The organism is Caballeronia sp. dw_19 (genome assembly GCF_018449515.1).
Classification (GTDB): Bacteria; Pseudomonadota; Gammaproteobacteria; order Burkholderiales; family Burkholderiaceae; genus Caballeronia.
In genome coordinates this window covers 171,713-197,387 of the sequence record NZ_JAAVUQ010000011.1, presented here as the reverse complement: position 1 = coordinate 197,387, position 25,675 = coordinate 171,713, and the positions used below count along the sequence as shown (strand labels likewise).

At 55.5% G+C, this 25,675-nt stretch carries 26 protein-coding genes; 13 read left to right on the top strand and 13 right to left on the bottom strand.

The genetic code is table 11. The annotated features are described in order from the left end of the window. Nucleotides 1–26 precede the first annotated feature (26 nt). Complete coding sequence (locus tag HB376_RS17710) at nucleotides 27–1,043, top strand: zinc-binding alcohol dehydrogenase family protein (RefSeq protein WP_213764962.1); 1,017 nt, start codon at nucleotides 27–29, stop codon at nucleotides 1,041–1,043. Between the two features lie 394 nt (nucleotides 1,044–1,437). Here the strand turns inward: HB376_RS17710 and HB376_RS17705 are convergent, their stop codons facing one another. Then, entirely contained in the window at nucleotides 1,438–2,571 is a 1,134-nt protein-coding gene (locus tag HB376_RS17705) for an NADH:flavin oxidoreductase (protein WP_346730519.1), read from the bottom strand. 143 nt (nucleotides 2,572–2,714) lie between these two features. Here HB376_RS17705 and HB376_RS17700 point away from each other — a divergent pair, with 143 nt between their 5' ends. From HB376_RS17700 to HB376_RS17685, 4 genes are all read left to right on the top strand, one after another. Then, nucleotides 2,715–3,611 (top strand): LysR family transcriptional regulator, encoded by an 897-nt coding sequence (locus HB376_RS17700; protein ID WP_213764961.1) that lies wholly within the window; start codon nucleotides 2,715–2,717, stop codon nucleotides 3,609–3,611. 395 nt (nucleotides 3,612–4,006) lie between these two features. Continuing rightward, nucleotides 4,007–4,444 (top strand): hypothetical protein, encoded by a 438-nt coding sequence (locus tag HB376_RS17695; protein ID WP_213764960.1) that lies wholly within the window; start codon nucleotides 4,007–4,009, stop codon nucleotides 4,442–4,444. Nucleotides 4,445–4,519: 75 nt separating this feature from the next. Further along, a complete protein-coding gene (locus HB376_RS17690) occupies nucleotides 4,520–5,482 on the top strand; it encodes an NADPH:quinone oxidoreductase family protein (RefSeq protein ID WP_213764959.1) in 963 nt (320 codons plus the stop codon). 73 nt (nucleotides 5,483–5,555) lie between these two features. Continuing rightward, nucleotides 5,556–6,401: an NmrA family NAD(P)-binding protein gene (locus tag HB376_RS17685; protein ID WP_213764958.1), complete on the top strand. Its 846-nt coding sequence runs from the start codon at nucleotides 5,556–5,558 to the stop codon at nucleotides 6,399–6,401. 378 nt (nucleotides 6,402–6,779) lie between these two features. Here the strand turns inward: HB376_RS17685 and HB376_RS17680 are convergent, their stop codons facing one another. After that, entirely contained in the window at nucleotides 6,780–7,394 is a 615-nt protein-coding gene (locus HB376_RS17680) for a TetR/AcrR family transcriptional regulator (protein ID WP_213764957.1), read from the bottom strand. Between the two features lie 223 nt (nucleotides 7,395–7,617). Between HB376_RS17680 and HB376_RS17675 the strand changes: the two genes are divergently transcribed. After that, complete coding sequence (locus HB376_RS17675; protein ID WP_213764991.1) at nucleotides 7,618–8,367, top strand: glucose 1-dehydrogenase; 750 nt, start codon at nucleotides 7,618–7,620, stop codon at nucleotides 8,365–8,367. A 172-nt stretch (nucleotides 8,368–8,539) separates the two neighbouring features. Next, the gene (locus HB376_RS17670) at nucleotides 8,540–9,427 is read left to right on the top strand and encodes an NmrA family NAD(P)-binding protein (RefSeq protein ID WP_213764956.1); all 888 of its coding nucleotides are present in this window, start codon (nucleotides 8,540–8,542) and stop codon (nucleotides 9,425–9,427) included. Between the two features lie 79 nt (nucleotides 9,428–9,506). Here HB376_RS17670 and HB376_RS17665 read toward each other — a convergent pair whose 3' ends face one another. Further along, nucleotides 9,507–10,073: a TetR/AcrR family transcriptional regulator gene (locus HB376_RS17665; protein WP_213764955.1), complete on the bottom strand. Its 567-nt coding sequence runs from the start codon at nucleotides 10,071–10,073 to the stop codon at nucleotides 9,507–9,509. A 185-nt stretch (nucleotides 10,074–10,258) separates the two neighbouring features. Here HB376_RS17665 and HB376_RS17660 point away from each other — a divergent pair, with 185 nt between their 5' ends. Together HB376_RS17660 and HB376_RS17655 are read left to right on the top strand one after the other, a co-directional pair. Next, the gene (locus HB376_RS17660; protein ID WP_213764954.1) at nucleotides 10,259–10,927 is read left to right on the top strand and encodes a glutathione S-transferase family protein; all 669 of its coding nucleotides are present in this window, start codon (nucleotides 10,259–10,261) and stop codon (nucleotides 10,925–10,927) included. A 62-nt stretch (nucleotides 10,928–10,989) separates the two neighbouring features. Beyond that, nucleotides 10,990–11,970: an alpha/beta hydrolase gene (locus HB376_RS17655; protein ID WP_213764953.1), complete on the top strand. Its 981-nt coding sequence runs from the start codon at nucleotides 10,990–10,992 to the stop codon at nucleotides 11,968–11,970. A 416-nt stretch (nucleotides 11,971–12,386) separates the two neighbouring features. Here the strand turns inward: HB376_RS17655 and cynS are convergent, their stop codons facing one another. From cynS to HB376_RS17630, 6 genes are all read right to left on the bottom strand, one after another. Beyond that, nucleotides 12,387–12,857, bottom strand: a complete 471-nt coding sequence (gene cynS, locus HB376_RS17650; protein WP_213764952.1) for a cyanase — start codon at nucleotides 12,855–12,857, stop codon at nucleotides 12,387–12,389. Next, nucleotides 12,844–13,299: a hypothetical protein gene (locus tag HB376_RS41040; protein ID WP_255631405.1), complete on the bottom strand. Its 456-nt coding sequence runs from the start codon at nucleotides 13,297–13,299 to the stop codon at nucleotides 12,844–12,846. The genes cynS and HB376_RS41040 overlap by 14 nt, the downstream gene beginning before the upstream one ends. 125 nt (nucleotides 13,300–13,424) lie before the next feature. Continuing rightward, nucleotides 13,425–13,550 carry a hypothetical protein gene (locus tag HB376_RS41035; protein WP_255631404.1) on the bottom strand — a complete coding sequence of 42 codons (126 nt, stop codon included), beginning with the start codon at nucleotides 13,548–13,550 and terminating at the stop codon, nucleotides 13,425–13,427. Nucleotides 13,551–13,576: 26 nt separating this feature from the next. Then, nucleotides 13,577–14,305: a cysteine hydrolase gene (locus tag HB376_RS17640; RefSeq protein WP_213764951.1), complete on the bottom strand. Its 729-nt coding sequence runs from the start codon at nucleotides 14,303–14,305 to the stop codon at nucleotides 13,577–13,579. A gap of 103 nt (nucleotides 14,306–14,408) precedes the next feature. Beyond that, entirely contained in the window at nucleotides 14,409–14,963 is a 555-nt protein-coding gene (locus HB376_RS17635; RefSeq protein WP_255631403.1) for a TetR/AcrR family transcriptional regulator, read from the bottom strand. A 461-nt stretch (nucleotides 14,964–15,424) separates the two neighbouring features. Beyond that, on the bottom strand, nucleotides 15,425–16,039 hold the full coding sequence (locus HB376_RS17630) for a hypothetical protein (RefSeq protein WP_213764949.1): 615 nt from the start codon (nucleotides 16,037–16,039) through the stop codon (nucleotides 15,425–15,427). 175 nt (nucleotides 16,040–16,214) lie between these two features. On the opposite strand from HB376_RS17630, the gene HB376_RS17625 reads away from it, so the two are divergent. Further along, nucleotides 16,215–16,358, top strand: coding sequence for a hypothetical protein (locus tag HB376_RS17625; RefSeq protein WP_213764948.1), 144 nt, complete (start codon nucleotides 16,215–16,217; stop codon nucleotides 16,356–16,358). Nucleotides 16,359–16,375: 17 nt separating this feature from the next. Here HB376_RS17625 and HB376_RS17620 read toward each other — a convergent pair whose 3' ends face one another. Then, nucleotides 16,376–16,678, bottom strand: a complete 303-nt coding sequence (locus HB376_RS17620) for a hypothetical protein (protein WP_213764947.1) — start codon at nucleotides 16,676–16,678, stop codon at nucleotides 16,376–16,378. Between the two features lie 128 nt (nucleotides 16,679–16,806). Between HB376_RS17620 and HB376_RS17615 the strand changes: the two genes are divergently transcribed. Further along, nucleotides 16,807–16,995 carry a hypothetical protein gene (locus tag HB376_RS17615; RefSeq protein WP_213764946.1) on the top strand — a complete coding sequence of 63 codons (189 nt, stop codon included), beginning with the start codon at nucleotides 16,807–16,809 and terminating at the stop codon, nucleotides 16,993–16,995. A gap of 184 nt (nucleotides 16,996–17,179) precedes the next feature. Next, complete coding sequence (locus HB376_RS17610; RefSeq protein ID WP_213764945.1) at nucleotides 17,180–17,755, top strand: TetR family transcriptional regulator; 576 nt, start codon at nucleotides 17,180–17,182, stop codon at nucleotides 17,753–17,755. A 128-nt stretch (nucleotides 17,756–17,883) separates the two neighbouring features. Here HB376_RS17610 and HB376_RS17605 read toward each other — a convergent pair whose 3' ends face one another. From HB376_RS17605 to HB376_RS17595, 3 genes are read right to left on the bottom strand one after another with little or no spacing between them, the layout of a single operon-like run. Beyond that, a complete protein-coding gene (locus HB376_RS17605) occupies nucleotides 17,884–19,485 on the bottom strand; it encodes an efflux transporter outer membrane subunit (RefSeq protein ID WP_213764944.1) in 1,602 nt (533 codons plus the stop codon). Next, a complete protein-coding gene (locus tag HB376_RS17600) occupies nucleotides 19,482–22,616 on the bottom strand; it encodes a multidrug efflux RND transporter permease subunit (RefSeq protein ID WP_213764943.1) in 3,135 nt (1,044 codons plus the stop codon). The genes HB376_RS17605 and HB376_RS17600 overlap by 4 nt, the downstream gene beginning before the upstream one ends. A 14-nt stretch (nucleotides 22,617–22,630) precedes the next feature. After that, nucleotides 22,631–23,779, bottom strand: coding sequence for an efflux RND transporter periplasmic adaptor subunit (locus HB376_RS17595; protein ID WP_346730518.1), 1,149 nt, complete (start codon nucleotides 23,777–23,779; stop codon nucleotides 22,631–22,633). A gap of 1,150 nt (nucleotides 23,780–24,929) precedes the next feature. Here HB376_RS17595 and HB376_RS17590 point away from each other — a divergent pair. Beyond that, a complete protein-coding gene (locus tag HB376_RS17590) occupies nucleotides 24,930–25,391 on the top strand; it encodes a MarR family transcriptional regulator (RefSeq protein WP_213764941.1) in 462 nt (153 codons plus the stop codon). Nucleotides 25,392–25,675 lie beyond the last annotated feature (284 nt).

Below are 25,675 nucleotides of genomic sequence, written 5' to 3'. Positions count from 1 at the left end.
TCACGATAGGTGAGAGGCAACAAACAATGAAAGCAGTCGCACTAATGCGTTATCTGGCGATCTCTGATCCCGAATCGCTGATCGATGTCGAGCTCGAAAAACCAGATGCCGACGGTCACGACCTGCTCGTCAAGATCGAGGCTATTGGCATAAACCCGATTGATACAAAGGTTCGCTCTCCCAAGGATCAGGTTGAGAAGACGCCGCGAGTGCTCGGCTGGGACGCATCTGGCGTAGTAGAAGCGGTAGGCTCGAAAGTAACGCTGTTTCGCCCGGGCGATGCTGTGTTTTATGCAGGTAGCATCACACGTCAGGGTGCAAACAGCGAATACCATCTGGTCGATGAGCGCATCGTCGGCAAGAAGCCGAAATCCCTGGATTTTTCAATGGCAGCGGCACTCCCGCTAACTTCAATCACAGCCTGGGAGGCGCTGTTCTCGCGGCTGAGAGTGTCCACAAGCGGAGGGGACTCCGGCAAATCAGTGCTGGTGATAGGGGGCGCCGGCGGAGTCGGTTCGATCGCTATTCAGCTCGCTAAGAAAGTCGCGCGGTTAGAGGTAATCGCAACAGCCTCGCGGCCGGAATCAGGCAACTGGGTAAAAAAACTCGGCGCGGATCACGTGATCAATCACTTCGGTGACATGCTGGCGCAATTGGTAGCGCTCGGCATAGACGCAGTTGATTACGTACTTATTCTCAACAGCATCGACAGGCATTTTTCTACCGCTGCCAATATCATCAAACCGCAGGGCGCCATTTGCTCGATTGTCGAAAACGAGCGGCCGCTTCCAGTTGAATTGCTTAAGGCGAAAAGCGTTTCGTTCCATTGGGAATCGATGTTTACGCGCTCATCCTTTTGCACATCGGACATGATAGCTCAGCACGTCATCCTTTCGACGATTGCTGACCTGGTTGATGCGACAGCGATCGGAACGACCTTGGGGTGCAATCTCGGGTTGATCAACGCCAAAAATGTGAGAGAAGCGCACCGTCTTCTCGAGAAAGGACGGGTAATCGGGAAGCTCACACTGGCAGGTTTCTAGAAGGGAAACCCGCGGCACGGCCGTAGCGCGGCGCCCTCTTTTAATGATTCGTACTCCGATCATTACCTGTGGCTTGGGCGAAGGTTCGTTGTGCACTCGGAGAAGGAAGTTCTACCGACGCGGGTGATCCATCTGACCTGAGACACGTGTCCTTCTTCCGGGAAGAAACGCGGCCGCGTTCTCATGTGTTTTTACGGGTGAGAGAACGGGCAATGTAAATCTGGACCGCCGTCACAATGGACAAGACCCCAGTTGCAAGCAGGGGAATTGAAGATACATTAGCGTGACAGTCAACTGCGCCATTACCGCCCATAACCCGTTGAGCCTTAAGCCAATACGAGCCAGGGACAGTTTTGTCCGGCATGCCTGCACGGTGGGCATTCTTTTGCTTTGCTCAAGCTAGCGTTAACAAAGCACTTCGGTCGAATGGCGATAAACTTTCCAAGCGGTTGTCGCGGACCTTTTGCAACCAGAGCGGATCGACTAGCAACGCCCTCCCAACGGCAACAAGATCGAATTCTCCCATGGCCATGCGACGCTCAACATCAGCCAGGGACACGGCCGTGGCTCGATCCGGACCGCCCCGTAACGCGCCTATTACGTCTCCCCCTTCAAGCCCGACTGATCCGACCGTGATTGACGGCAAGCCAGTAATTTCTCTGGTCCAACCGGCAAGGCTTAAATCCGATCCGGAAAATGCTGGATCCCAAAATCGGCGCGCTGAGCCGTGGAGGATATCTATGCCAGCATCCGCCAGTGGTGTGAGAATCGCTTCAAGTTCCTTTGGATTACTAGCAACTTTTGCATCGTAGTCCTGAAGCTTCCATTGCGAAATTCGCAAAGAAATGACGTAGCCCGGACCGACAGACGCACGGACCGCCTTAACGATCTCGCTTGCAAACCTCGTGCGCCCTTGCGCTGTTCCACCATATCGATCCGTGCGGCGGTTGCTCTCGCTCCATAGGAATTGATCAATCAGGTAACCATGCGCTGCGTGAATTTCGACCCCATCGAAGCCTATTTGCTGCGCTGTAGCCGCAGCCCGGCCGAACGATTCGACAGTGTCCGCGATAGCTTCGTCCGACATCGCGTCAATATGCTCCGTTGTAGCGCTCGGACCTTCTGAACGGGCGTCGGGATTGGGGCCGCTCCCCATCGGTCTTAACGAGCCCGCGTGCCATAATTGAACGAAGATTTTTCCGCCCGCTGCGTGGACTTCGGAGACGACGTTTTTCCAGCCAGCAATGCTGACCGGATCGTGTATGTTGGGAATGTTAGAGTCAAAAGAGGCAGCTTGCCGGTCGACGGTCGCGCCCTCTGTGATGATAAGTCCAACTCCGCCCTCAGCGCGACGGCGATAATAAGCCGCAACGTCGGGTCCAGGAACACCTTGAGGACTTTTCTTTCGCGTCATCGGCGCCATCACTATCCGGTTTTCGAGTGATAGTGTCTTGCAGGACCATGGTTTCAGGAGATGCGGGATCATTTTTTCGATATGAGGGTAAGTCGGGCTGGCCGAAAGAACCACTGCGATTCCCCAAAAAAATTGGAGCGCGAGCCCTCATAATAGGACTGCCCCTGAGAAATGATTCAGCAACTTTCTGCCGATATCACATTGTCAAATCGCACATAGTTGATTGAAAAAATCATCGCCCGAACCAAAGGAATCCGATGGACCGGCTGTTTTCGATGAAGGTGTTTACGCGTGTGGTGGAGATGTCAAGCTTCGCTCGAGCCGCGGAGAGCTTGCAAGTGACGGCGGGGGTTGCGTCCAGGATGGTGCAGGCGCTCGAATCTCATCTCCGCGTCAAGCTGCTGAATCGAACAACGCGTAACGTAAGCGCCACAGACGAAGGAATGGCGTATTACGAGCGTTGTATTCGAGTACTCAGTGAAGTGGAAGACATGGACGCCGCCGCGTCGGACGCGCGCCGCACGCCACAAGGCCGATTGAAGATAAGCTTGCCCGCTTCGTTGGCAAAAGGGGTTTTGATTCCAGCGCTGCCCTCTTTTTTCGAGCAATTTCCTGACATTGACATCGAACTGTTGATGTCCGATCGACGCGTGGACCTCGTCGAGGAAGCCGTTGATTGCGCAATCCGCGTCGGTCCCCTGCAAGACTTATTGCTGGTTGCCAAGCATATTGGTGAAGTCTCCAGAATTACGTGCGCATCACCCGCCTATATCGAGAAATTCGGCGAGCCGAAAACACCGAAAGAACTCGGCAACCACATTGTTGTGAACTACGTCTGGAACAACGGGGCCCGCCTCCGCGAGTGGGATTTCATGGTAGACGAAACGTTGGAATCAGTCACCGTCCGCGGGAAAATCGCTGTTAACGACGCTGATGCATATCTTGCATGCGGCATAGCAGGTCTCGGCATTGTCAGCGGATCCGACTATACGCTTTTGCCGTTCATTCGCAGCGGTGCACTGAAGGAAATACTCTCCGGGTTTCGCGCCCCCACTCGTACAGTCAGCTTGATCTATCAACAGAACCGTCATTTACCAAGCAAGCTGCGCGTATTTATTGAATGGTTCACTGATGCTTTTAACGCATCGCGGTGAGTCAGCCCGTTGATCATGGTCCCGGTCGAGAACATCGCACGATCACGTCATAGGCGCCCTGAAGCATCCAGGACGCATGGTACGCCGGCTGCACCGTCCCTTGCGCCTCGCTCAATCCGATTGCTCAACGCCACTCGCTTCGTGAGACAACGATCAAGCGGGATTGCCCCCGGCTTGACACGAACGTCTTGCACGAATTGCGCTTGATACCCGTGTATGCCATCGCTACGATTCCTCTTTGTTTGCGCTCCTTGCAGTCGTCGAGGTAATAGCAATTTCTTAGGGAATTCAGAGTGTCCAAGCTCATGCGTGTTTTTTGGGGGGCCGCGACCCTGTCAGGCTTCTTGCTTACCAGTCCCACGCGGGCAGCACATGAGGTTTCGACGCAGTACACAATGATGATTGACAGCCAAGACTCCGTCTCAATACGAGACCTCTACAAAACACTCATTGATAAAGAGAATCACCATGATCTCCACGCGGTGAGCGATCTTTTATGGGATTCCCCATCTACTCTTTTTGTTGCAAAGACGGCCACGCAAGCCGAGGGCGGATGGGCCGGCTTTTGGAGCAAGGACACCGTAGTCTTACATTTCGGTGAATTATTCAAAGGTGCCTTCCGTATAGATCCCGACTACGCTTCGGAGAAAATAGTTGCTCTGTCCAAGGACGTGGCACAGACATACGTGCCAGTTCAGATCACAGTCGGATACGCCGGCCAAACTCCGGTACCGAAGCCGTTTCTGATGATTCTGGAGTGGGTCAGGACACCTGATGGATGGCGAATGGCAACCGACATCGCTTTGCCAATCCCTCCCGCAGCCAAGCCGTAGGCGAGACTCCCTTCATTTGCGGATTGGAGAACCGTTATTAAAGCCGTCGTTATTCACTCGTATGGAACGCCAGACGTGCTCAGCGTCGAAGAAGTGCCTGTGCCTCTCCCTGCACCCAATCAAATCTTGATCCGGGTAGAGGCTGTTAGTGTCAACTATGCAGACATAGTGCGCCGTCGAAACGATCCCTATCCTGTGCCCACGCCCTTGCCGGCAATTTTCGGAGGCGAAGTGGCTGGCTTCGTGGAAGCACTGGGATCTGAAGTACACGATCTGGCAATCGGAGACCGCGTTTTTGCTTTACTTGGAGGGGGCGGAAAAGGAGGTTACGCTCAATTCGCGGTAGCTGATCGAGCTCAAGTCATGCCCGTTCCGTCGAGCTTCGATCTCGACATTGCCTGTACGCTGGTAGTCGCGGGCGTCACCGCTTACCAAGTCCTCAAGGAAGCAGCTCAATTGCAACCGGGTGAAAGTGTCTTGATACCTGGCGCCCTTGGAGGAGTCGGATCATATGCACTCCAATTGGCCAGGATCTTTGGCGCCTCTAATGTGATTGCAGGTGCGAGCTCGGCGGAACGACGTGAGCTACTGATGAAGCGCGGCGCGAGTCATACGGTTGACTACACCGTAGACGATTGGGCCGAACAGGTAAAGCAGGTCACTAGTGGTAAAGGCGCGGACGTTGTACTGGACATGGCCGGAGGTAAGGCATTCCAGCAAAGCTTATCCGCACTGGCGCCGTTCGGACGCCTGGTCATCTATGGCAGCGCGAGTCGCGAACCAGCGACGCTGGCTCCGCGAGCGCTGCTCCCTCAGAATCAAACGGTCACTGGATATTATGTGGGACAGTGGTTTGCCGCACGCCCCCGACAATCAATCGACGCATTCAACGCCCTGATAGAACTGGTTGTTTCCGGCAAGCTCAATGTGCAGTTGGCCAGTCGCCTGCCATTGAGTGGGGCCGCCGAAGCTCACAGAACCATGGAGGCGAGACGTTCGACGGGCAAAACTGTACTAAAGCCCTGGATGGACGCTTGATCTTGCGGGCACCCGTGCCTTTCACCAGACTTCATATCAACTCCCGTATCGGGCAACAGAAACAAAGGCAAATATGCGAACTGTTCTAGTCACCGCAGCAGGAGGAAATGCCGGCCGTAATACGGTCGAGTCCTTGCTGAACAAAGGATTCAATGTCGTTGCAACGGCACGCGATCCAAAAAATCTGAAGCTTTCCAGGGATGTCGAGACGCGGGCTTATGATGCTAACAACACCACAACAGATTTTGATACTCTCTTCAAAGACATTAACGATGTCGTCCTCATTGGGCCGCCCCTGGACGGAGAAGTACACAAAAAACTCGGGGCGATTATTGATGCCGCAGCAGATCGTGACGTCGGCCATCTTGCCTACATGTCCGGAAATTATCTCGCGGCATTCTCCGGGCAAAGTCTGGTAGACCTGCCGATACGAAAGGTCGAGCTTCAAATCGTTAGTTCAGGCCTGAAGCATACCTTCGTACGAGCTGGCTTCTTCATGGACAATTTCGTCACCGGCTTTAATGCTCCGATGGTAGAGCGTGGCAACATCACACTGGCGGTTGGAGATGCCAAGTCGTCGTTTGTCGCGGCCGCGGACGTTGGAGCATTCGTTGCCGAGGCGTTGGTACAGGGATTAACCGGGGAATACCTTGTCACGGGCCCCGAAGCCCTCGACCACTGGGAAGTCGCTCGCCTTCTCACAGAAAAGATGGGACGCACGATTTCTTACACGCCCATCAGCGAGGAAGAGCTTACCGCTGCATATAAATCGCGTGGCCTCGCACCGGAAACTGTCGAATACGGTTTGACTCTCTACCGGGCGTTTCGCAACTACGCGACGGCGGCGGTGACTGACACTGTGAAGCAGATCCTCGGACGTGATCCCATCAGCTTCAGGCAATTCCTGAAGCTGATTTGACGTTCATTTAGGGCCTGCGGATCAATTCGGCGTGGATCTCGGAAGAACTTTGCCCATTCCTGCGTTCTGACAGAGTGCACGGCGGGCACAGCGCTAGCCCTGGTTTCAGACGTGACGAAGGAAACCAGGCTATGGCGGAGTGAAGTCGGTTTAAAGCCGCGGCTGCGAACGTGTTGGGCAGCGTGCTGACGCGGATCGTGTCACTCCATGAATGCCACGGATGAGAGGTCATCGAGACGAGCCCGCATGTGCAATGGGGGCTCAAGCAGCAGCGCGGCTTGTGTTCAAAATGAAAACGGTCATTGTGAAGGGGAAAATCAGATCGGCTTATGCTCGCGATTGAACTCCCAATAATCTGCAGTTCGCCGACACATCCGGCTAACGACTCGATGAACGCACGCCCTTCTTCTTCGATTTCGCCACGCCCAACTGATCGTTGCCGTCCATAGCGATCGCGTCCAGCACCTCGCGATTCGCTTCAAGCAGTTCGTCGGAGAACGATATATCGTCGACCATGCGAGACAGGATCAACCCACCCAGCATCGCGGAGAATCCGGAAATGGCAGTGCGGCGGCGTCCCTCAGCGTCTTCTCCAGGCGCCAGCTCAGCAATCACCTCGATCATCCGCCTGAGGCTCTCGGTCATTTCATGGCGCACGGCGGGCGCCTGACGAACCGCCTCACTCGCTAGCGCCGCGAAGGTGCATCCGCCAGCACGATGCTGTCGATGGTATGCACTCAAATACCCCGCGCAATAGTCTTCAAACGTATCCGCCTTGACCTCTTCCTGGCGCTTCAAGGAGAACGCGCTAGCCTCGGCGATCAACTCGTCCTTCGAACCGAAGTAACCATAGAAGCCGCCGTGCGTGAGCCCGGCGTCTTTCATGACGTCGACGATAGTAACGGCGTCGAATCCACGCTCGCTGAAAAGCCGGCTGGCAGCTTCAAGAATGTTAAGGCGGTTCTTCGCCACCTGCTCACGACTGACCTTCATGCGACGCCTCCGAAAACGCCAATATACATGTTGACTAACCTGATTAGTTAGAACATTATCATGTTTACCAACATGAATAAGTGGCGTCAAGGCCAAATCGAGGTCAACGACGACCATGGCGAAGAGCACCATTTCATCGCTTTACAGCTGCTGGGCGATGCGCAGCCTTCACCTTCACCGCTCGGCAGAATCGATCCAACCAACACAGAAACGGAGCGACATCATGGGGAAACTGGACGGCAAGATCGCACTGGTCACTGGCGGGACAAGTGGAATTGGATTGGCAACGGCCAAGCTTTTTGTAGCAGAGGGCGCACACGTCTATGTCACGGGCCGGCGACAGGAAAAACTGGACGAAACGGTGAAAGAAATTGGTGCCGGCGTTACCGCGGTACAAGGCGACGTCGCGATCCTGAGCGATCTTGACCGGCTCTTCGTCCAGATCAAGCAGGAAACCGGCCGGCTCGACATCGTGTTCGCCAATGCAGGCGCAGCGGAGTTCGCACCGTTCGGTCAGGTTGATGAAGCGCACTACGACCGCATGTTCGACGGGAACGTCAAGGGACTGTTTTTTAGCGTGCAAAAGGCACTACCGCTAATGCCCGATGGCAGCGCCATCGTCTTGACCAGTTCGATTGTGGGAAGCAAAGGGCTGGCGGCAAACACCGCCTACGCGGCTACAAAAGCTGCCATCCGTTCATTTGCCCGGACCTGGGCGACCGACCTCAAGGATCGCAAGATACGCGTCAATGCAGTGAGTCCGGGTCCTATTGATACAGCCGGCCTGCGCGAGCTTCTGGGCGATAGCCCCGAAGGCCAGCAGCGCAAGGACAGCTTCGCACAAATAGTGCCTCTCGGGCGTCTCGGTTCCCCCGAGGAAATCGCGAAAGCGGTGCTGTTTCTTGCTTCGACCGACAGCAGCTATGTCACCGGGACAGAGTTGTTCGTCGATGGAGGAATGGCTCAGGTTTGAACATTCCCCGGGGCGGAATGGACGCATCACGCGCGCAGCGCCGCCTACCTCCTCAACGCTTCCGCCTTTAGTCAAAACAGCCATCGACCCGGGCATCTTCGCGCGGGTTCGTCTCCGCCCATCTAACAGAAATGAGCAGGATCGTTACTCACATCATAGATAGGACTCCAACATGAAAGACTTCCTGATCACGGGCGCAACGGGTCAGCTTGGACATGGAATTGTCAAACAACTGCTGAAACGTGTGCCGGAAAAGTCAATCGCAGTACTCGTGCGCGATCCATCGGCCGCGGGCACGCTTGCGTCATATGGCGTCGAGATTCGACAGGGAGACTATCAAGACCTGGCGTCGCTCGAATCCGCTTTCAAGGGCGTCGACAAGCTGATGTTCGTCTCCACCACAGCCTTCTCGGATGCGATCACTCAGCATCGTAACGTTGTCGATGCGGCTGAAAGCGCAGGCGTGCGCCATATCCATTACACCGGTGTGCAACGTCCTGAACACTCGGAATTTGTGATGTCGCAGGTGACGGAGTGGGAACAGGTGACCGAAAAAGCGCTGGCCGCGTCCGGCATGGCGGTGACATTGCTACGCAACTCTTTGTACCTCGACGCACTCCCGCTTATGTTGGGCGATGACGTATTCGTGAATGGCGTTTGCGCACCGACGGGATCTGCGCTCGCCGCGCTCGCCGCCCGCGCCGAGTTGGCCGAAGCTGCAGCAGTCGTGCTGGCGGGAACCGGTCACGAGGGCCGCACCTATACGCTCGGCGGCAGCGAAGCCGTGTCAATGGGCGACATCGCAGCGATCGTGTCGACTATCGCGGGAAAAAGCCTGCCGTATGCCGACGTCACGCCTGCCGCATTCATTGCCGCACGCACTGCAGCGGGTATGCCTGATTTCGTTGCCGCCTTTCTTTCCGAATGGTTTACCGCCGTTGCCGCCGGGGAGTTTGCCGAGATAACAGGAGACCTTGAGCGCCTGATTGGCAGAAAGCCCCTGACAGCCTCGCAATTCCTCCCAAGCGTACTTACTCCTGTCAACCAATCACACGCTTAGACGATCGTAGGAACCTGCTTGAATAACCGCTTTCCGGGCGTGAACTTTAGCTGCATGAATAAGCGAGGTTAAGGGAGCATCAAGGGAACAGCCCAGCCGCCCGGTATGCCGCCACTGCGCGGTCGAACATCGCGATGTCACCCCGCCCTCTCGCGACAAGTTGAGCGCCTTCGATAGCGGCGAAGATCGCAAGCGCCTGATGTTGAATTGCATCCTTTCCTGCTTTCGATTTTCGAAGCGAGAGGATTTCAGTCAACCATTTGACGTTGACGTTAGTGAATCGGTCGACCTCTGCTCGCACCTCTGCGGGCAAGTCGTCGTACTCGGCGGACATGAGTCCAACCAGGCACATCCGATTGTCATTGAGCAACGCCGAGCGAAAGATGCCCGTGTAACCGGTCATGCATTTGTGAGCATCTTTGGAACTGGCCAGCAATTTTTCGAGTGCAGCACTTCCGTCGTCTGTATAGCGTTGCGCCAGGGCAGCGCCAAGATCGCCTTTGGTGGGAAAGTGGTGATGGATGCTCGCGCTGGACACGCCTACTTCTTTTCCGATTTCACGAAAGCTTAGTGCGTTGTAGCCGTGCGCCTGCACCATGAGTCGCGCCACACTCATGATTCGTTCTTTGGTGTCTGGAGTGGTCATCAAAAGCCTTCGTCTACCAATAGCAGTGCTGTTTAGAAGCAAGTTTTATCGAGTATATTCCTATCGATAGATAAGCACAATCGTGCTGCTTATCTATCGATCGATAGTTCTTGACACGGTGATCTTAGCGTCGCATGCTTCGCCCCACGCCTTACCTATCGATAGATAACACAAAGGAACTGATCATGAAAATTTACGACACCCCTGGCTTCCCGAATCCGGCCCGCATTCGTATCGTCCTCGCCGAGAAAGGACTGGATTCCCAAATCGAATTCGTGAAGGTGGATCTGTTTTCGGCCGAGCACAAGCAAAGCGCATTTCTCGCCATCAACCCGGCAGGCACGGTTCCCGTTCTCGAACTCGACGACGGCACGTTCATCTCGGAAGGCGTTGCGATCACCGAGTATTTCGACAACCTGGATGGGAACCCAACGCTCACAGGCAGGACCCCGAAGGAAAAAGCGGTCATTCACATGATGCAGAAACGGGCTGACGATCAACTCATCGATGCTGTTGGCATTTACTTTCACCATGCAACGCCGGGACTTGGTGCGCGCCTGGAAGCCTACAAGAGCCCTGAATGGGCGCACAGGAAGGAATGGGGCGAGCGGCACAATGAGAAGTTCGTGCGCGGCATGAAGTACTTCAATGAGGTTCTTAAGGCAACTCCTTACGTGGCCGGCGATGATTTCTCGATAGCCGACATCACGGTCTATGCCGCGCTCATGCACGCCGGCGCCGCAGGCATTGCGATTCCAGACGATTGTTCGGCCTTGTCTGCGTGGCAGGCAAAGATATCGGAGCGGCCGAGCGTGAAGAATCGAAGCGGACAAGTGATGGAACTGCCGGCCTGACACATTGCAACGCCCTTGAGTACCCGGGGCCTTGCTATCCCACCGTATCTGGAAAAACTACCATGAAGCATTTCAGCAAGACGTCCGGCTTTCGTTTGGGCCTTATCGTGGCTGCGTTCGCAACGGCTTTTTATCTCACTCCCGCGAACGCCGCGAACGCCGCGAGCGCCAGGACCGCGCCGGTAAGCGGCACGTCATACACGTTTCAAACAGCCCCAACCCAGTTCATCGATGCCGGCGGCACGCGTCTCGCCTATCGTCGATTCGGAAAACGCGGCGGTGTTCCGCTGGTGTTCTTCCAGCACTTCGTGGGCAACCTGGATAGTTGGGACCCGAAGGTCATCGATGGATTCGCACACGACCGTGACGTGATCCTCTTCGACAACGCCGGTGTTGGCAACTCCGGCGGCGAAGTGCCCGGCACGATCGAAGCGATGGCAAAGCAGGCAATCGCTTTCATTCATGCGCTTGGCATTACGAAGGCCGATTTGCTGGGCTTCTCGATGGGAAGTCTCGTCGCGCAGGAAGTAACCATCGAACAACCTGATCTGGTTCGTCGTGTCGTGCTGGTGGGAAGCGGACCGCGAGGCGGTGCAGGCATGGCGACGCTGACTCCGGAGTTCCAGGGATTCCTGGCGAAGAAGCGTACGCCGCAGGACGATTTGTTGCTCGACGTCTTCTTCACCCAGTCGGATGCGTCGCAAGCTGCCGGACGTGCATTCCTGACGCGAATCCATGCACGCACAGTGGATAAGGATGCCGCTATCGGCGCCAAGGTGGCTCCTGCGCAAGTGGCCGCGTTTGCGGCTTGGGGTGCCCCGAGCGCGGATTCCAGTGCTTATCTCAAGGCGATCAAGCAACCGGTCCTGGTGGTAGCTGGCAGCAACGATATCGTCCACTACACGATCAACTCCTACACTCTGCAGCAAAACCTGCCGGACGCCCAGTTGATCATCTACCCGGACTCGAATCACGGCTCGCTCTATCAATATCCCGATCTGTTCCTGAAGGAAGTTACCGTCTTCTTGAACCAGCCAAAGTAAGCAACTCCATGCCCACACGGTAGTCGCGTCCCATACCGCCTCACTTCGCGGTATGGGCTTCAACACTTTTTGCTCCGCTTACTTCCAGGCCAAGCGCCGGTTTTTAGCCGCGGCCGGCACTATCGCAATCAGCGGGTCAACCACATGCATTGATTGCACAGCCATGTCCGGAATTCCTGTGTCGAAGCTTCCGCTCTGCACGCTAGCTATTGCGTCGCTCACCCTGCCCGCTCGGTTGTTCATCGCAAATCGCCAGCCCAAGCGCTATGCCGAGGCGGCCTGGGAAAGCTTACGCAAGTCCGCGCATTGTCTCGATGACAAAGTCACGGTGGCCGCGCGGAAATCGAAGCGGTCGTGGTGAGTACACGGGGACCAGGGCCGCCCAGCCCAAACCGGATACCGTATTCCAAAGCGGCCTAAAACGGCTTGAAGGGCAGAAACTTGCCATCGAGTATGATGACTGCCCGCGAACCGCCCTCTGGATCCTCGACCTTCTTGATATCGAGTGTGAAATTGACCGCGCTGATGATGCCATCTCCGAATTGTTCGTGGACCAGAGCCTTCAGGGTCGACCCATAAACCTGCACCATTTCATGGAAGCGATAGATAGTCGGGTCCGTTGGCACGCCGGCTTCCAGAGTTCCTCGCAACGGCACAGTCTGAAGTAGAGCCACCGCGTCCGGCTCAAGATCCAGGCGAGTGCCCACCACCTGTGCAGCCTCCTTTGGAAGCGGATGCTGGCCAAGCAGCGCGGCGGTGACAAAAACGAGGCTGAGGTTCGTCCCCTCGGTGAGTTGTGCAAATGACAGGTCTTTAAGGGCCTTTGCTTTCAAAATGACGTCCGTCAATGCAAGACGTGCATCCCGGGAAACTTCAGACTGCAACATGACGATTTCCTTCGAAGTTAAAATACACTGTCTGACCGGGCTTCCTGATACCTTCGAATGGCGGGTTCTGGCATAGACCCGGGCATGCTCGGTAAGCGATACGGTTCCCACATGAATTCAGCGCGTCGATATCTCCAGACCAAATGCCATAGCGCCGGGCGTGAAGCGAAAACCTTCGTTGCGGAAGAGCCAGCGCGATGCAAGGACGGTCTTGATGTTTGCGAACTGCGCCACGACATTCTGAAGGGGTCAACGCGTGAAGCCGGTCCGCCGCCAAGGCATGAGTCCGCGCGGCATTGATGACCCCGCTTGACCCGGTATATTGCAACCAGTTCGCCACGGCGGCCATGTGGTCCAGACACGTGCGTGTGGCAATGGCGGAAATGGCCCCGCAATCCCAATGGCCGCCGATCGCGTTGTCGCACACTCCCAGCGAGTCCATGGCGTACTCGACCGAAGTCGATGCACACCCGGACCCGCTCCGTCCGACGGAACAATATTTCCTGCGTTACGAATGACGAACAAGTCTCCCGGCCGACGCTGCGTCAAAACTCCGGAACCACGCGGCTATCCGAGCATGCGATAAACAAAACCTGTGGTGCCTGACTGCATGGCAGACCGTTGAAAAGCGCTGAGCGCTTTGGAAAACTCTTCCTGCCAAGAGCGCAGGCAACCTTCAATGACACCGCTCATGGCAGTTCCTCCGGCAGGTCCGGACATCAGCTCGATAATTGTTCGACGGTATGGTCCGTGGTCCAAAGCGCGTGAGCGAGGAAGCGATAATTGATGATCGCGGCGAGGTAGCCATCACCTTCAGGCAGACGCGGGCCCGCAGTCGCGTCGCGCACTACCGCTACTTCAAACCCCTGCTCGATGAGCTCGCGCAAGTGCGACTCGATGCACAGGTTCGCGGCCATGCCCGCGAGAATGATTTGCGTCACGCCCTTTTTTCGCAATTGCAAAGCCAGGTCGTTCGTCTCCGGGCCGTAGATCTTGTGGGGTGACGCGATAATCGTCTTGCCGTCCAGGATGTATTGCTTGTATTCATCGAGAAAATCGGCACCTGAGCCGTCAAACCCCTCCAGCGTATTCGGCCCTTTACGATCGAACATGCAAATGTTGTGCATCACTTTTTCCACGGGGCCACCGAAGTGCCATTCATGATCGCATGGATAGTAATAATGTGGTGACACAGCGACGGTGAGGCTCGCTTCCTTTGATGCCTTGAAGAGCCGCCCGATGTTTGAGACGGTGTTGTTCTCCACAATGCTTTCGCCGAACAACGCCCAACTCGCGCCGCCAGGACTCAGGAAATCATTCTGGGGATCGACTACGACCAAAGCTGCTCGCGATAGGTCGAGTTTGAAGTCGCTTGGCGGCAACGCCGGGTTGACCGGATCCGCATAGCGGTGTGCGTTGACTTGCGCTGGTCGGCTTTCGTTGCTCATGATGCCCTCTATCTGGCGATTACTGCGGAAGGACCCGCCCCGTCTAAAGGAGTCGGGCTCTGATTAATACATGACCAGTCGTCTATTAAAAAAGCAAAAAAAATTAACTAATTAGCCGGGGCAAAACCAAGTTCTCAAACCGCTTGAACGCATTGCCATTTTGCTCAACCTTTCCTCGCATGACCGCGCCCTCATAGGCCTCGATCATGATTGCCGCAAGTTGATCAGGATCGGTATCGCCGTTCAGCTCGCTTCTCTCTTGTGCTTCACGCAGGCACGCCGCCAGCGCCTTTTCCCACCTATCAAGCACGTCGGTCAGTTTGGCGCGTGTTTCGTCACTGCCATTGGCCAGTTCGAGCGACAGATTGCCGATCAGGCAGCCAAGCGTAAAACCATGTTCGCGGTGATCCTGCGATAACCCCTTGAAAAACCGGTCGATACGTACCAGCGGCTTGAGGCGTGCGTCGTAGAGAATGGGGCCGTGCCGCCGTTCAATGGACTCCCAGTAATCCTCGATAATCTCGGCCGCAAAGGATTCCTTACTATCAAAATAATTGTAGAACGAACCCTTGGGCACGCCTGCTGCGGCCGTAATGTCCTGGACCCCGGACCCGTTGAAGCCGCGGTCATGGACTACAGTGCGTCCGATCAACAACAAGCGGGAACGCACTTCGGGATTAGCGGGTCTGGGCATTGCAATTATCTTCGGGCGAGTAACAATTTAGCAAGATAACCGGTCATCTATTAAAGGTCAAGCCCGCAACCGGAAGTTTTTCAATGTAGATGCGCGTTGTCGCATAAGCGAATCAGGAAGTATCACCCAGGATACAGCGCCACGGCGCGGCCACCATGGGAAGCGGAGTGACTCAACACTATCTCGAGCGGTTCCTGTGCCATCGAATGTCTTCCTCTGCGAGGACAAATGGATTATTAAACGACCTCAAAGCCCTTGCGGGAAAGCATTTGGATATGTTTGCAAGCGCGGAACATTCTCCAACAGATGTCTTCGCATGAGCGCCATACGTCTCAGGTCTTGCGACAACGCGATCACCTCTCCGCAGCCCGGGCGTGAAGCAACCCCGAGACTGACACCGGAAGCCATCGCGTCACCGGGCGGATTTACATCGGGGGCGTCACGCCGTCCTTCTCGACCACGACCAGATTCCCGTCGTAAGCTCCGTTTTTCCCGGGAGTTGCCACGACGAACACTTTCTTGCCCGTCGTCAAATCGTCGCGTGTAGCGGGAACGAGCGTCACGACCGGAACATTGACCGGCACGTTGATGGTGTTGCTGCCGCCCTTGTACGAGAGCTTGAGATCTCGTCCGCTAGTACTTTGCACAACGGTATCCACATTGGCGTTCGTCATCGAACTGTTCGCGCCAAGATCCCACGCGTAGTGGCCCTCTCCTGTACCCCGTGCGGCTTCCGGAAACACCAGGACCTCCTTCGCAGTCAGCTTGCCGTCCACGGCTGGCATCGCTGCCGCGCCGACGTATGAGCCGGGCTTGATATCCGAAAGCTGGATCGCCTTCACAGCGTTCAGACCGGTCGACTCCTTCACTTCAATGGTAACGGTGTCGCCGCTGCGACGGTGTACCTGTAAGGTACTACCCGAGAAAGCCAAAATTTCGCCCCGGATCCGTTCGGGCTTGTTGGCGGGAGATTGAGCGACTGCAGCGCCAGCGAGTGTCAGCGCGACAAAGGAAACAACGAGTTTGAGGCGAGTGGACATAGGTGATCCGTATGGTTTGTTGCGGTTAAAAAATCATCGGCTCGCGGCTAAGTAGCCGCCGAACCAGTTGTATCCCGGGTTTTCCAAATAGCCGCCGGAAAATTCATTGGTCGCCGTGATGGCGACGATGTGCTTCTGGTTTTTGTATCCCAGTTTGGTAGGTATGCGAATCTTAGTGAACGATGCGCGCGTCGTACACCTGCCGGTCGCTCAAGCACAAGGCGATAACGGCAGCGGCATGGACCTGGTGAAAAATGCGGACCCGCACTGGATGGATAGTGACCTGGTTCAAAGCTACCTCACTGACGACGACATTTAGATTGGGTTGCGGGACTGTCAGCGCGTATCGAGGAGTTGCTGGTTGTCCGTCTGTGCAGGGCCGCCCGACTCCACGTAGGTGTCATATGTGCCCCCGTCAGCGTCTGCATTGATGACCGCGACATACGGTTTCGCAGCCAGGGTTTGGACGCTCGGACCACGCTGTGACGCAGGTGCACCCACTATCGGCTGGTACGAAGGCTGCGGACCGAAACCGCTTGCAGCAGCCGTTGTGGATAGCAGTGCCGTCACAACAGCAAGTGCGGTCGCAGCAAGATTGGTGCTGATGAACAGGAGTGGGGTGATGAAGTTGCGTTTCATAGGGCGTATTCAGGATGTTGGGCGGGTCGCGTTATGACACGGTGGAGAAACCGAAGTCTCGCCATCTCGCCCAGGGGGTGGATTGGCCTTAATGATCGCAGCCGCGCCGCGGCAGCGGTATCGGTCAAATGACCGACCCTAGTATCCTGCCCGCTGCGCTACTCGGGTCTGGAGCGGCGTACGCCATTGGTAACCCGAAGTACGTGAAAGACGTATTGAAGGAATGGATGGCCGGCTCGCACCGCCTCGCCTCAACGCCGAGCGCGACACATGCTGAGTTCCTGGTGCGGGCCATTCGTTTGGCTACCTGGCCATAGAAGGGCAACGAGTATTGCGCAACGAGTGACAATGCCAATGTGTCGACATGATGGCTCGCGTGCCTGCGACGTTCACGTGAACGTCGGTGTCCAAGGAATTAAGATGTTTCTGGACATGTAATCACATATTTATTAAGCTCTACGATAGAAAGTGTGTTTGTCGTTCTAGCGAAAGGAAGGTGATATGAGAAAATCAAGACGGGAGACCGCTGAAACGCGCCAACGCATCGTTGATGCTGCTGCTGGCGAGTTTCGACGAAATGGCATTGGAAATACAGGCCTTGCTGATCTTATGGCCGCCGCAGGTTTAACACACGGTGGTTTTTATAAGCATTTTGCTTCCAAGGAGAACCTGGTCGAGGAATCGATCGTGGTCGCTTCTGGTTCATTTGCAGAAACAATGATTTGCTCCCTGTCGAACTCAACACGTACGCGGGCACTGGACAGCGCGATCTCAGATTATCTTTCTTTGGAGCATCGCGATAATCCGGGCAGTGGCTGCCCTTTTGTCGCCCTCGGTAGCGAGATGGCCCGCGGTAGTGACGAGTTGCGGGAAGCGTCCACCGCTGGCTTCTTGAAGCTTGTCGGGATTTTCTCCGCGCACTTAGAAGACCGATCTCCTGCGGCAGCGAAAAAGGAAGCTTTGGTGATATTGGCCACGCTTATCGGCGCGGTCACAGTTGCGAGAATGGTCAACGACCCGAGTTTGTCGGCAACCATCCTTCAACAAACGAAAAAACATCTCTCAAAGCGCAACTGACTAAAAGGTCGCCACACAGATGCCGGAGCCAATACTGGTTGAACGTCAGCCAGCATTGGCAAGTTTCATAGCAACGTCAGATCTCGCATCAAAGACTACAACGCCAGCATCAGCGTCGCAGTCGCGCGTCAGTTAGCCGCTTTTTGTTCCGTCGCAGCCGTGGCCACAACTCCACCCGCCGACGAAAGGTCCCACCCACCGCCTAGAGCGCGATATGTCGTCACGGCTGCACGCGCTGAATCAGCCTTTGTGCTGTCAAGATCGTCACGGGCCACCAAAAGTTGTCGGTCTGCATCCAAAACGTCGGTGAGCGTAATAGCGCCAGCTTTATAGGCACGCTCTGATAGAGCTCGTGCACGTTCCAACGCAGTGACTTCGTCCTGCAACTCCACCCGTCGTGCTTCAGTCTGAGAAAGGCTCGTAAACGCGTCCTCAACATCTTCTGTCGCTTTCAACGCTGCCTGCCGGTATTGAGCGAGTGCCTCCACATTCACACCGCGCGCCTGTGCAACTTCAGCATCGACCTTTCCAAAGTCAAATAAACGCCAGCGCAACGCCCCTGTTCCAATGGGCTGAAACGACTGCGCAGAGAACAGATGATTAGTGCTCACACTATCAAATCCCAACGCTCCCGAAAGCGATATTTTTGGATAATAGTCCGATATGGCAGCACCTATCCGATCGTTTGACGCCGCTAGCCTCCGTTCAGCCGCAATGATGTCAGGACGACGGCGCAGAACATCGAGCGGTTGGTCGGTGTCTGCAATGGAAGGGACACTTGGAATTGCGCTCGGCTGAGCCAGCTCCTTCGCGTATGTTCCTGGTTGAACTCCCATCAACACGTCCAAGCGATTAAGTTGTGCTTCCAACGAAGTTTTCAGCAGCGGAACTGTCGCCCTTGCTTGCTTGAAGAGCGCTTCCGCCTGCGCCGTTTCCCGATCTTCCGCCGCACCTAGGCGACGGCGAACTTTGACCAAGTCCAATAGGTGCGAATCGGTGTCGATCTGGTCTTGCGCAACGGCTAATCGAGCCTGAAAACCCCGAATTTGTATATAGGCGTCAGCCGCATCAGCCGCAACGGTAATGCGGGTACCGAGCTGCTCAGCCTCCGCCGCTTGCGCCTCCTCCCTGGCAGCGGAGGCACTTCGTCGCAGTCCACCAGCGAGATCGATTTCCCAGCTTGCAGCAGGACCAATGTTGTACTCCTTCTGATCTCGACTGTAGCCCGGAAAAGTCTTGGCAAGCGTTCCGAATGGGCTTTGCAGACTCTGATGTTCAGCTGTCCCGCTCGCGTTCAGGTCAACAGTAGGCAACAGATTAGCGCCTGCTCCGGCAGCTGCGGCGCGGGCCTGTTGAACACGGCCAATCGCCGCGGCAAGATCCAGATTTTGCGCCAATGCCCGCTGAACAACGGTTGTTAGCATCGGATCGTTGAATCCCGTCCACCACACGTCGAGCTGCGGCGCTGGTAATGGAGCCTGTGGCCCCGCCGTCGCAATATGACTATGAAACGGTACGAACTGCGAGTTGGGCGGGACATAGTCAGGACCTACTGCGCAACCCGCCAAGACGAGGCTTAAGACAATGCCTGCCGAAATACCCCTCAAAGCACCAAGCGAATTGTCCGATTCCTTTGACTTCCTCTGAGGACCGTTTTGCGAGGAATCAGCCGACAGTGGCGTGCCTGTAGAGCCACTGACGCGGTCGGCGTGGGCGAAAATGTTCGTCATACGCTCTCCTTACGGCCAAACTTTCCTACCAAGATGTAGAACGCCGGCGTGAACAGTAGACCAAAGCAAGTCACCCCAAGCATCCCGAACAGCACTGCGGTACCAAGCGACTGCCTCATTTCCGCCCCCGCCCCCGTTGCGAACGCGAGCGGCGCTACTCCGAGAATAAAAGCGAAAGATGTCATCAAGATCGGGCGCAGGCGGGTGCGCGCAGCATGCACTGCGGCTTCCACTGGAGACGAGCCCTCGCCTTCTTTCTGGCGAGCAAATTCCACAATCAGAATCGCGTTTTTCGCCGCCAGTCCTACAAGCACAACGAATCCTATCTGCGCCAGGATATCGATCGGCATACCTCGCGTAATCAAGCCCGTCACCGACGCAAGGATACACATCGGCACGATCAGGACAATCGCCAGCGGCAGCTTCCAGCTTTCATATTGCGCCACGAGGACAAGGAACACGAAGAGTGCAGCCGCACCGAAGACGAGCAGAGTAGGAGTGCCACGTTGTTGCTGCTGGAATGCCAAGTCGGTCCATTCGAAGCTGATTCCTTGCGGAAGAACCTGTTGAGCGAGCTCTTCCATGCGCTTAAGGGCCGTGCCAGTGGCAACCCCAGGCGCCGCAACCCCTTGAACCTCAGCAGCGGGATACAGGTTGTAGCGCGGAACACGATACGGAATGGTCCTGCTTTCCATCGTCGCGACGCTCCCGATCGGAACCATTTCCCCGGCCTGGTTACGCGCTTTAAGGCGAGTAATGTCCTCAGCGTTGTGCCTGAATCGATCATCAGCCTGGACAACGACCTGATACGTCCGACCAAGGTAGTTGAAATCGTTCACATACTGCGAACCAAGGTAGACCTGCATGGCCGAAAAGACGTCTGTTGGCGTCAGTCCAACCTTCTCAGCTTTCACTCGATCGACATTCGCATAAATCGAGGGCGACCCCGCGTTGAACAAAGTAAATGCGCCGGCGAAATCGGGATCTTTTCTTGCCGCAGCAACGAGAGCGTTCGCAGCACGCACAAGCGCTTCGGATCCCAGGCCACCGCGATCCTCGAGCATCATCTTGAATCCACCCGCGCTACCCAGGCCTTGAACAGGCGGCGGCGGGATCGTCAACACATAGGCATCCTTGATTACCGATAGCCTTTGGCGAAGGTCTGCCAACACTGTAGCGGCCGTCACACCAGAAATAGAATGGTTGTAGAGCGATGGAAGTCCCGAAAATACTGTTCCAGAGTTCGACGCCACGGTAGAGGTGGTCGCGTCCAGGCCAACAAACGGAGCAACGTGCTCCACACCGCGGGTTGTAAGCGCGATGTCAATCGCTCGCCGAACCACCTGCTCCGTACGGTCCAGCGACGAACCGGCCGGGAGCTGAACAATGTTGATCAGATACCCTTGGTCTTGCTCCGGGATGAAACCCGTAGGCGTGCGCGCAAATTCCATGGCCGTTATGCCAATCAGGGCCAGGTAGATAATAAGAACGACCGTTAAGCCGCGCACCAATCGACGAGTAAGTTTTCCGTACCCGAACGAAAGCTTGTCGAACCCTCTGTTGAATTTATCAAAGCCGCGGTGCAAGAAACGCTGCGCAGCATTTGTGTGCAAGGCGTGAGAGACATGCTCCTTAAAGAGCACGGCACACAGCGCTGGACTCAGAGTAAGCGAGACAAAGCACGAAATGATCGTGGAGGCCGCAATCGTAACCGCGAATTGCCGGAAAAAGAGGCCCGATATCCCACTCAGAAAAGCTGAAGGCACAAACACTGCGCACAGCGTCAGCGCGATAGACAGCAGCGCTCCACCCACCTCGTCCATCGTTCTGTGCGCCGCCTCGGTTGGCGACATGCCTGAACGAATGTTGCGTTCGACGTTTTCTACCACGACGATCGCATCGTCGACCACAATCCCGACGGCCAAAACCAATCCAAACAGTGAGAGGTTGTTCAGCGATATACCGAATGCGTAGAGAACGATGAAAGACCCGAGCAACGAAACGGGAATCGCAACCACCGGAATAATGGTCGCTCGCCAATTCTGGAGGAATATGAAAACGACACCGACTACAAGCAAGATGGCGACAAAAATTGTAGTGATAACTTCATCGACTGACTTGCCGATGAAGATCGTCGGATCATAAATAATCTTATAGCCAAGGCCCTGGGGAAAATCGTGCTCAAGGCCTTTCATGGTCGACAAAACTTCGCCTTCGACCGCAAGCGAATTTGCACCTGGTTGGGCGTAGATTAGAAGCGAAGAAGCGTCGCTGCGATCCATGAACGCCGTCGACCCATAATCGGCTGCGCCGATCTCGACGCGGCCGATGTCGCGCACTCGTGTGACCCGTCCCTGACTATCGGACTTGACCACGATATCGTCGAATTCAGCAGGGGTGGACAGCCGACCCAACGCCTCCACGTTGATCTGGTAAGCCTCGTTACCATGTGTTGGAGGTTGGTTCAGAACCCCGGCGGACACCTGCAGATTTTGAGCACGCAATGCATTGAGCACTTCGCCGGCATTCAGGTTGTTGGCAGCGACTTTATCGGGATCGAGCCAGATGCGCATAGCGTATTCGCGTGCGCCCTGGAACTGCACATCTCCCACACCCTCAAGCCTGGCGAGCGCATCCTTTACGTGCAACGTCGCGTAGTTGGAGAGATAAAGCGTGTCTCGAGTCTTGTCCGGCGAATAGAGGTGAATCGCCATAAGGATGCTTGGGGTTGACTTTCGAACCTGAACACCCAAGCGCTGTACGTCCTCCGGCAGCCGCGGCAACGCATCCTGAACGCGATTCTGCGTCAACATCTGTGCGACATTCAGATCGGTGCCAATGCGAAACGTAACCGTAACAGTCAATCTTCCATCGCCGGTTGACTGGCTGCCCATGTAAATCATGTTTTCAACGCCGTTAATCTGTTGCTCGAGCGGCGTTGCGACTGTACGAGCAATAGTGTCTGCCGACGCGCCAGGGTAGGACGTCGTGACTTGTACTGTTGGCGGAACGATTTCCGGATATTGCGCAATCGGAAGCACAAACATTGCGCCAAGCCCGATCAGCGTAAGAAAACTGCTCACGACCGTCGCAAAACGCGGCCGGTCGATAAAGAAATGTGCGATGCGCATGGTTCGGGTGGTTCCTATTCCTGGCCTGCGGCGTAGCTAATCTTGCCGTCCTGCGGAGCCACTTTGGCTCCGGGTGTCGCGAAAGGAAGGCCGCCCACAATCACCCGGTCGTCCGAGTTCAGCCCAGAACGTATGACACGCAAACCACCACGAATATCTCCTATCTCAACCCGTTTCGGAGTGACGACACCATCAGCAGAAACCGTAAAGACAGCGTGCTGTGATTGATCCGGCAAGACCGAGGCGTCTGGAACCAGAAGTGTCGGGGTGGCTTGAGCGACGATCACTCTCACCCGCGCGAATTCCCCGGGTGTCAAGGCAAGGTCACGGTTAGGCACGGTTGCTCGAGCGTGGATGGTGCCGCTCGAACGATCTAGCACGTTATTAATGAAGTCGAGGACGCCCTGCCGTTCGAACGTCGGCTCGGTACCCAAAGCGAACTGAACCTTATCGGCGGATGTTCCTTTCGACAGCTGCTGATACTTCGAAAATAGCTGGAAGTCAGCCTCACTCATATCGAAATCCAAATGGATTGGATCAAGCGAGACGAGCGTAGCAAGCAGCGTAGTGGGGCTCGTCGCCGCGCGGCTTCCGGCTACCAGATTGCCGACCGAAACAAGGTGATTGCCGATGCGCCCCGTGAACGGAGCGGCGACGCGGCAGTGCGCAAGATCGAACTCAGCATCACGAATCTGCGCTTTGGCGTTGTCTACCGCCGCTTGTGCGGCAAGTCTTTCAGAGGTCTTCTGCTCAACGTTTTCAACCGTTCCAGCGTCGTTACGTTGAAGCTCTTGCGCCCTGCTAAATTCGTGATTTGCCAAGTCGACCCGCGCGCTTGCTGTTTCCAGTTGAGCCTTCGCTTGCGCTAGCTTGATCTCGTAGGGGACTGGATCGATTGAAAAAAGCGGATCGCCTTTGTGGACGACGTCCCCATCCTTGAAGTAAATGCCAGTAAGAGTGCCGCCCACTTGCGCGCGAAGCTCAACCTGGTCAACCGCAGAAAACTGACCGAGAAACCCAATGCGCGTATCGAGGTCGTGCACTATCGGTTTGCTAACAGTCACCTGCGCAAGAGGCGGACTGGCGCTGGCTGCGGCAGCGTTGCTACCGCGCGAGTGCACAAACCATCCAACACCGATGACCACGACTGCCAACGCGATCACCAGGACAGATTTCTTTGGTGCGCGTCCGCGAGTACTCGACCGGGACCCGTTCCGGACCTCCGCATTCTCCAATTTCGTCTTTGTATCCACTCTCGTAAGTCCTTAAAATTTCGGTTGCTTATTCGGTTGAAGTTACACATGAGGCCACGACGGCGCTAGCCGATTGCGAGCGATTGGCCACTTCGAGCTAACGTGCTGACCAGAAATCGAATGGATTACGATCAGACTCCAGATTTCGCAAAGATGACACGTAGCATCTAATAGGTCAATATTTTTTTGCGGATCGATTGACCGCTGAAAACCCGACGAGGGCGGATACCGTGGCATCTAAGCGCAATGCCTTCATGTGCCGTAGAATCGCGCCCGAAGCGCAGTTGTCGCTCACAGCGCAAGCTTGGGCAGCCGCATCCAAAGCAAGAAATTAAGTAGTCGAGAGTGGTTGAAGACCGACGGCGATGACTTGGTCTGCGCGGCCATAAAAAGTTGCGACGACCGACGCAAATACTGCCGGTCTTTGGGTTGACTTCAAGCGCACGCGGTTATGGAACACTCGCTTAGAGCCGGCAACCATTTGCCGCATCGGCGCACGAAGAAGCATCCAGAGCCAAAGAATTTCGAGGCGGATCTTAGTCGACAAGCGATTGTTCGTCTTGAGCAATGAGACTATTCGCTTTACCCGACTTTATCTTCTTCCTAGCATCTCTTAAAGTCAGCGAACATTGCCGGTCAAGGCCAGCTAGCTGGATTGGTGCCCGGCACGTCTGCGAACTTCGTTTCTGGATATCCGACAAACATGCGCGCCTTCATACCAACGTCTCTCGTGGTTTTGTTGTTTTTTACCTGCTTGGCCCATGCTGAAGCCGTCGGGACCGCATCGGCCAAAGCCGGTACCACTCCCCTCACTGTCCAGAGCAACGCAGATCAAGCAGATGCGCGTGTCGCTCTCGAATCCAAAGCAACACATGTTTCGGACTACAGTTGGTTAGCCGAACAAAAAAACCGAAAGATTGTTGAGTATGCGACAGCACTTCCCACACGCTTGCCTGAATCCAGTGCGCGATAAGTCGACCATCCGCTTCAACAGTCATCTATCAAACATGGGCTATGCGTAGAATGAGCGTAATTGCCGACGACACATTTGAGGCACACTATGTCAACCCAGATGATCTCCGATAACGCCGCGTTGCTTGCTAAAGCCAAGTTGTTGAGCGTTGCACACGTAGCAGCTCAGCGAGCAATGAGGGCGGCTACCAGTCGCCTTAGCTCTGCACTTAAACCAGCAAAGATAACGCCAGCACAATTTTGTCTTCTTAGCCTTCTTTACAGGGACGAGCCGCCAACAGTAAAAGACGTCGCCGATGAGATCGGGATAGACCATCCGCAGGTCTCGGCCCAATACAGTATTCTCGCTCGAAAGTCGCTGATCACCGGTAGTTATGAATCAAGCGACCGAAAGCGCCGCTTGTCGCTGACTCAAAACGGTCGGCAAGTCTTGGACGCCGCCCTTCCGCTTTGGCTCGACGCCACAGCAGGAGAGCCACGGCTCGATGTTCTTAATGCAATCGTGGACCAATTCGCGCATGCCGCAAATCACTCCACGGAATCAGCTTAAGAAATTTACGCGACCGAAAACGCTCCTTAGAAGCTTGGCGGCGACCCATGCTAACGATGCATGTGCTTCCTGCCTGCATCACTCAAGCCAGAGTGACAAAGTGACGTTTGCAGCTAACGTTTAGCCTGCCGTTCCAATTGATAACGGTATGTTGCAACACAGCCACAAGTCATTAAAAACCTGCGACGTCCCCCCGTTCATCTGGAGTTTATATATAATCCACCGTGTCCTAACTCCTTGCAGTACGTTAACTATTTCGGCAACGGTATGTCTTCCCATCGCAT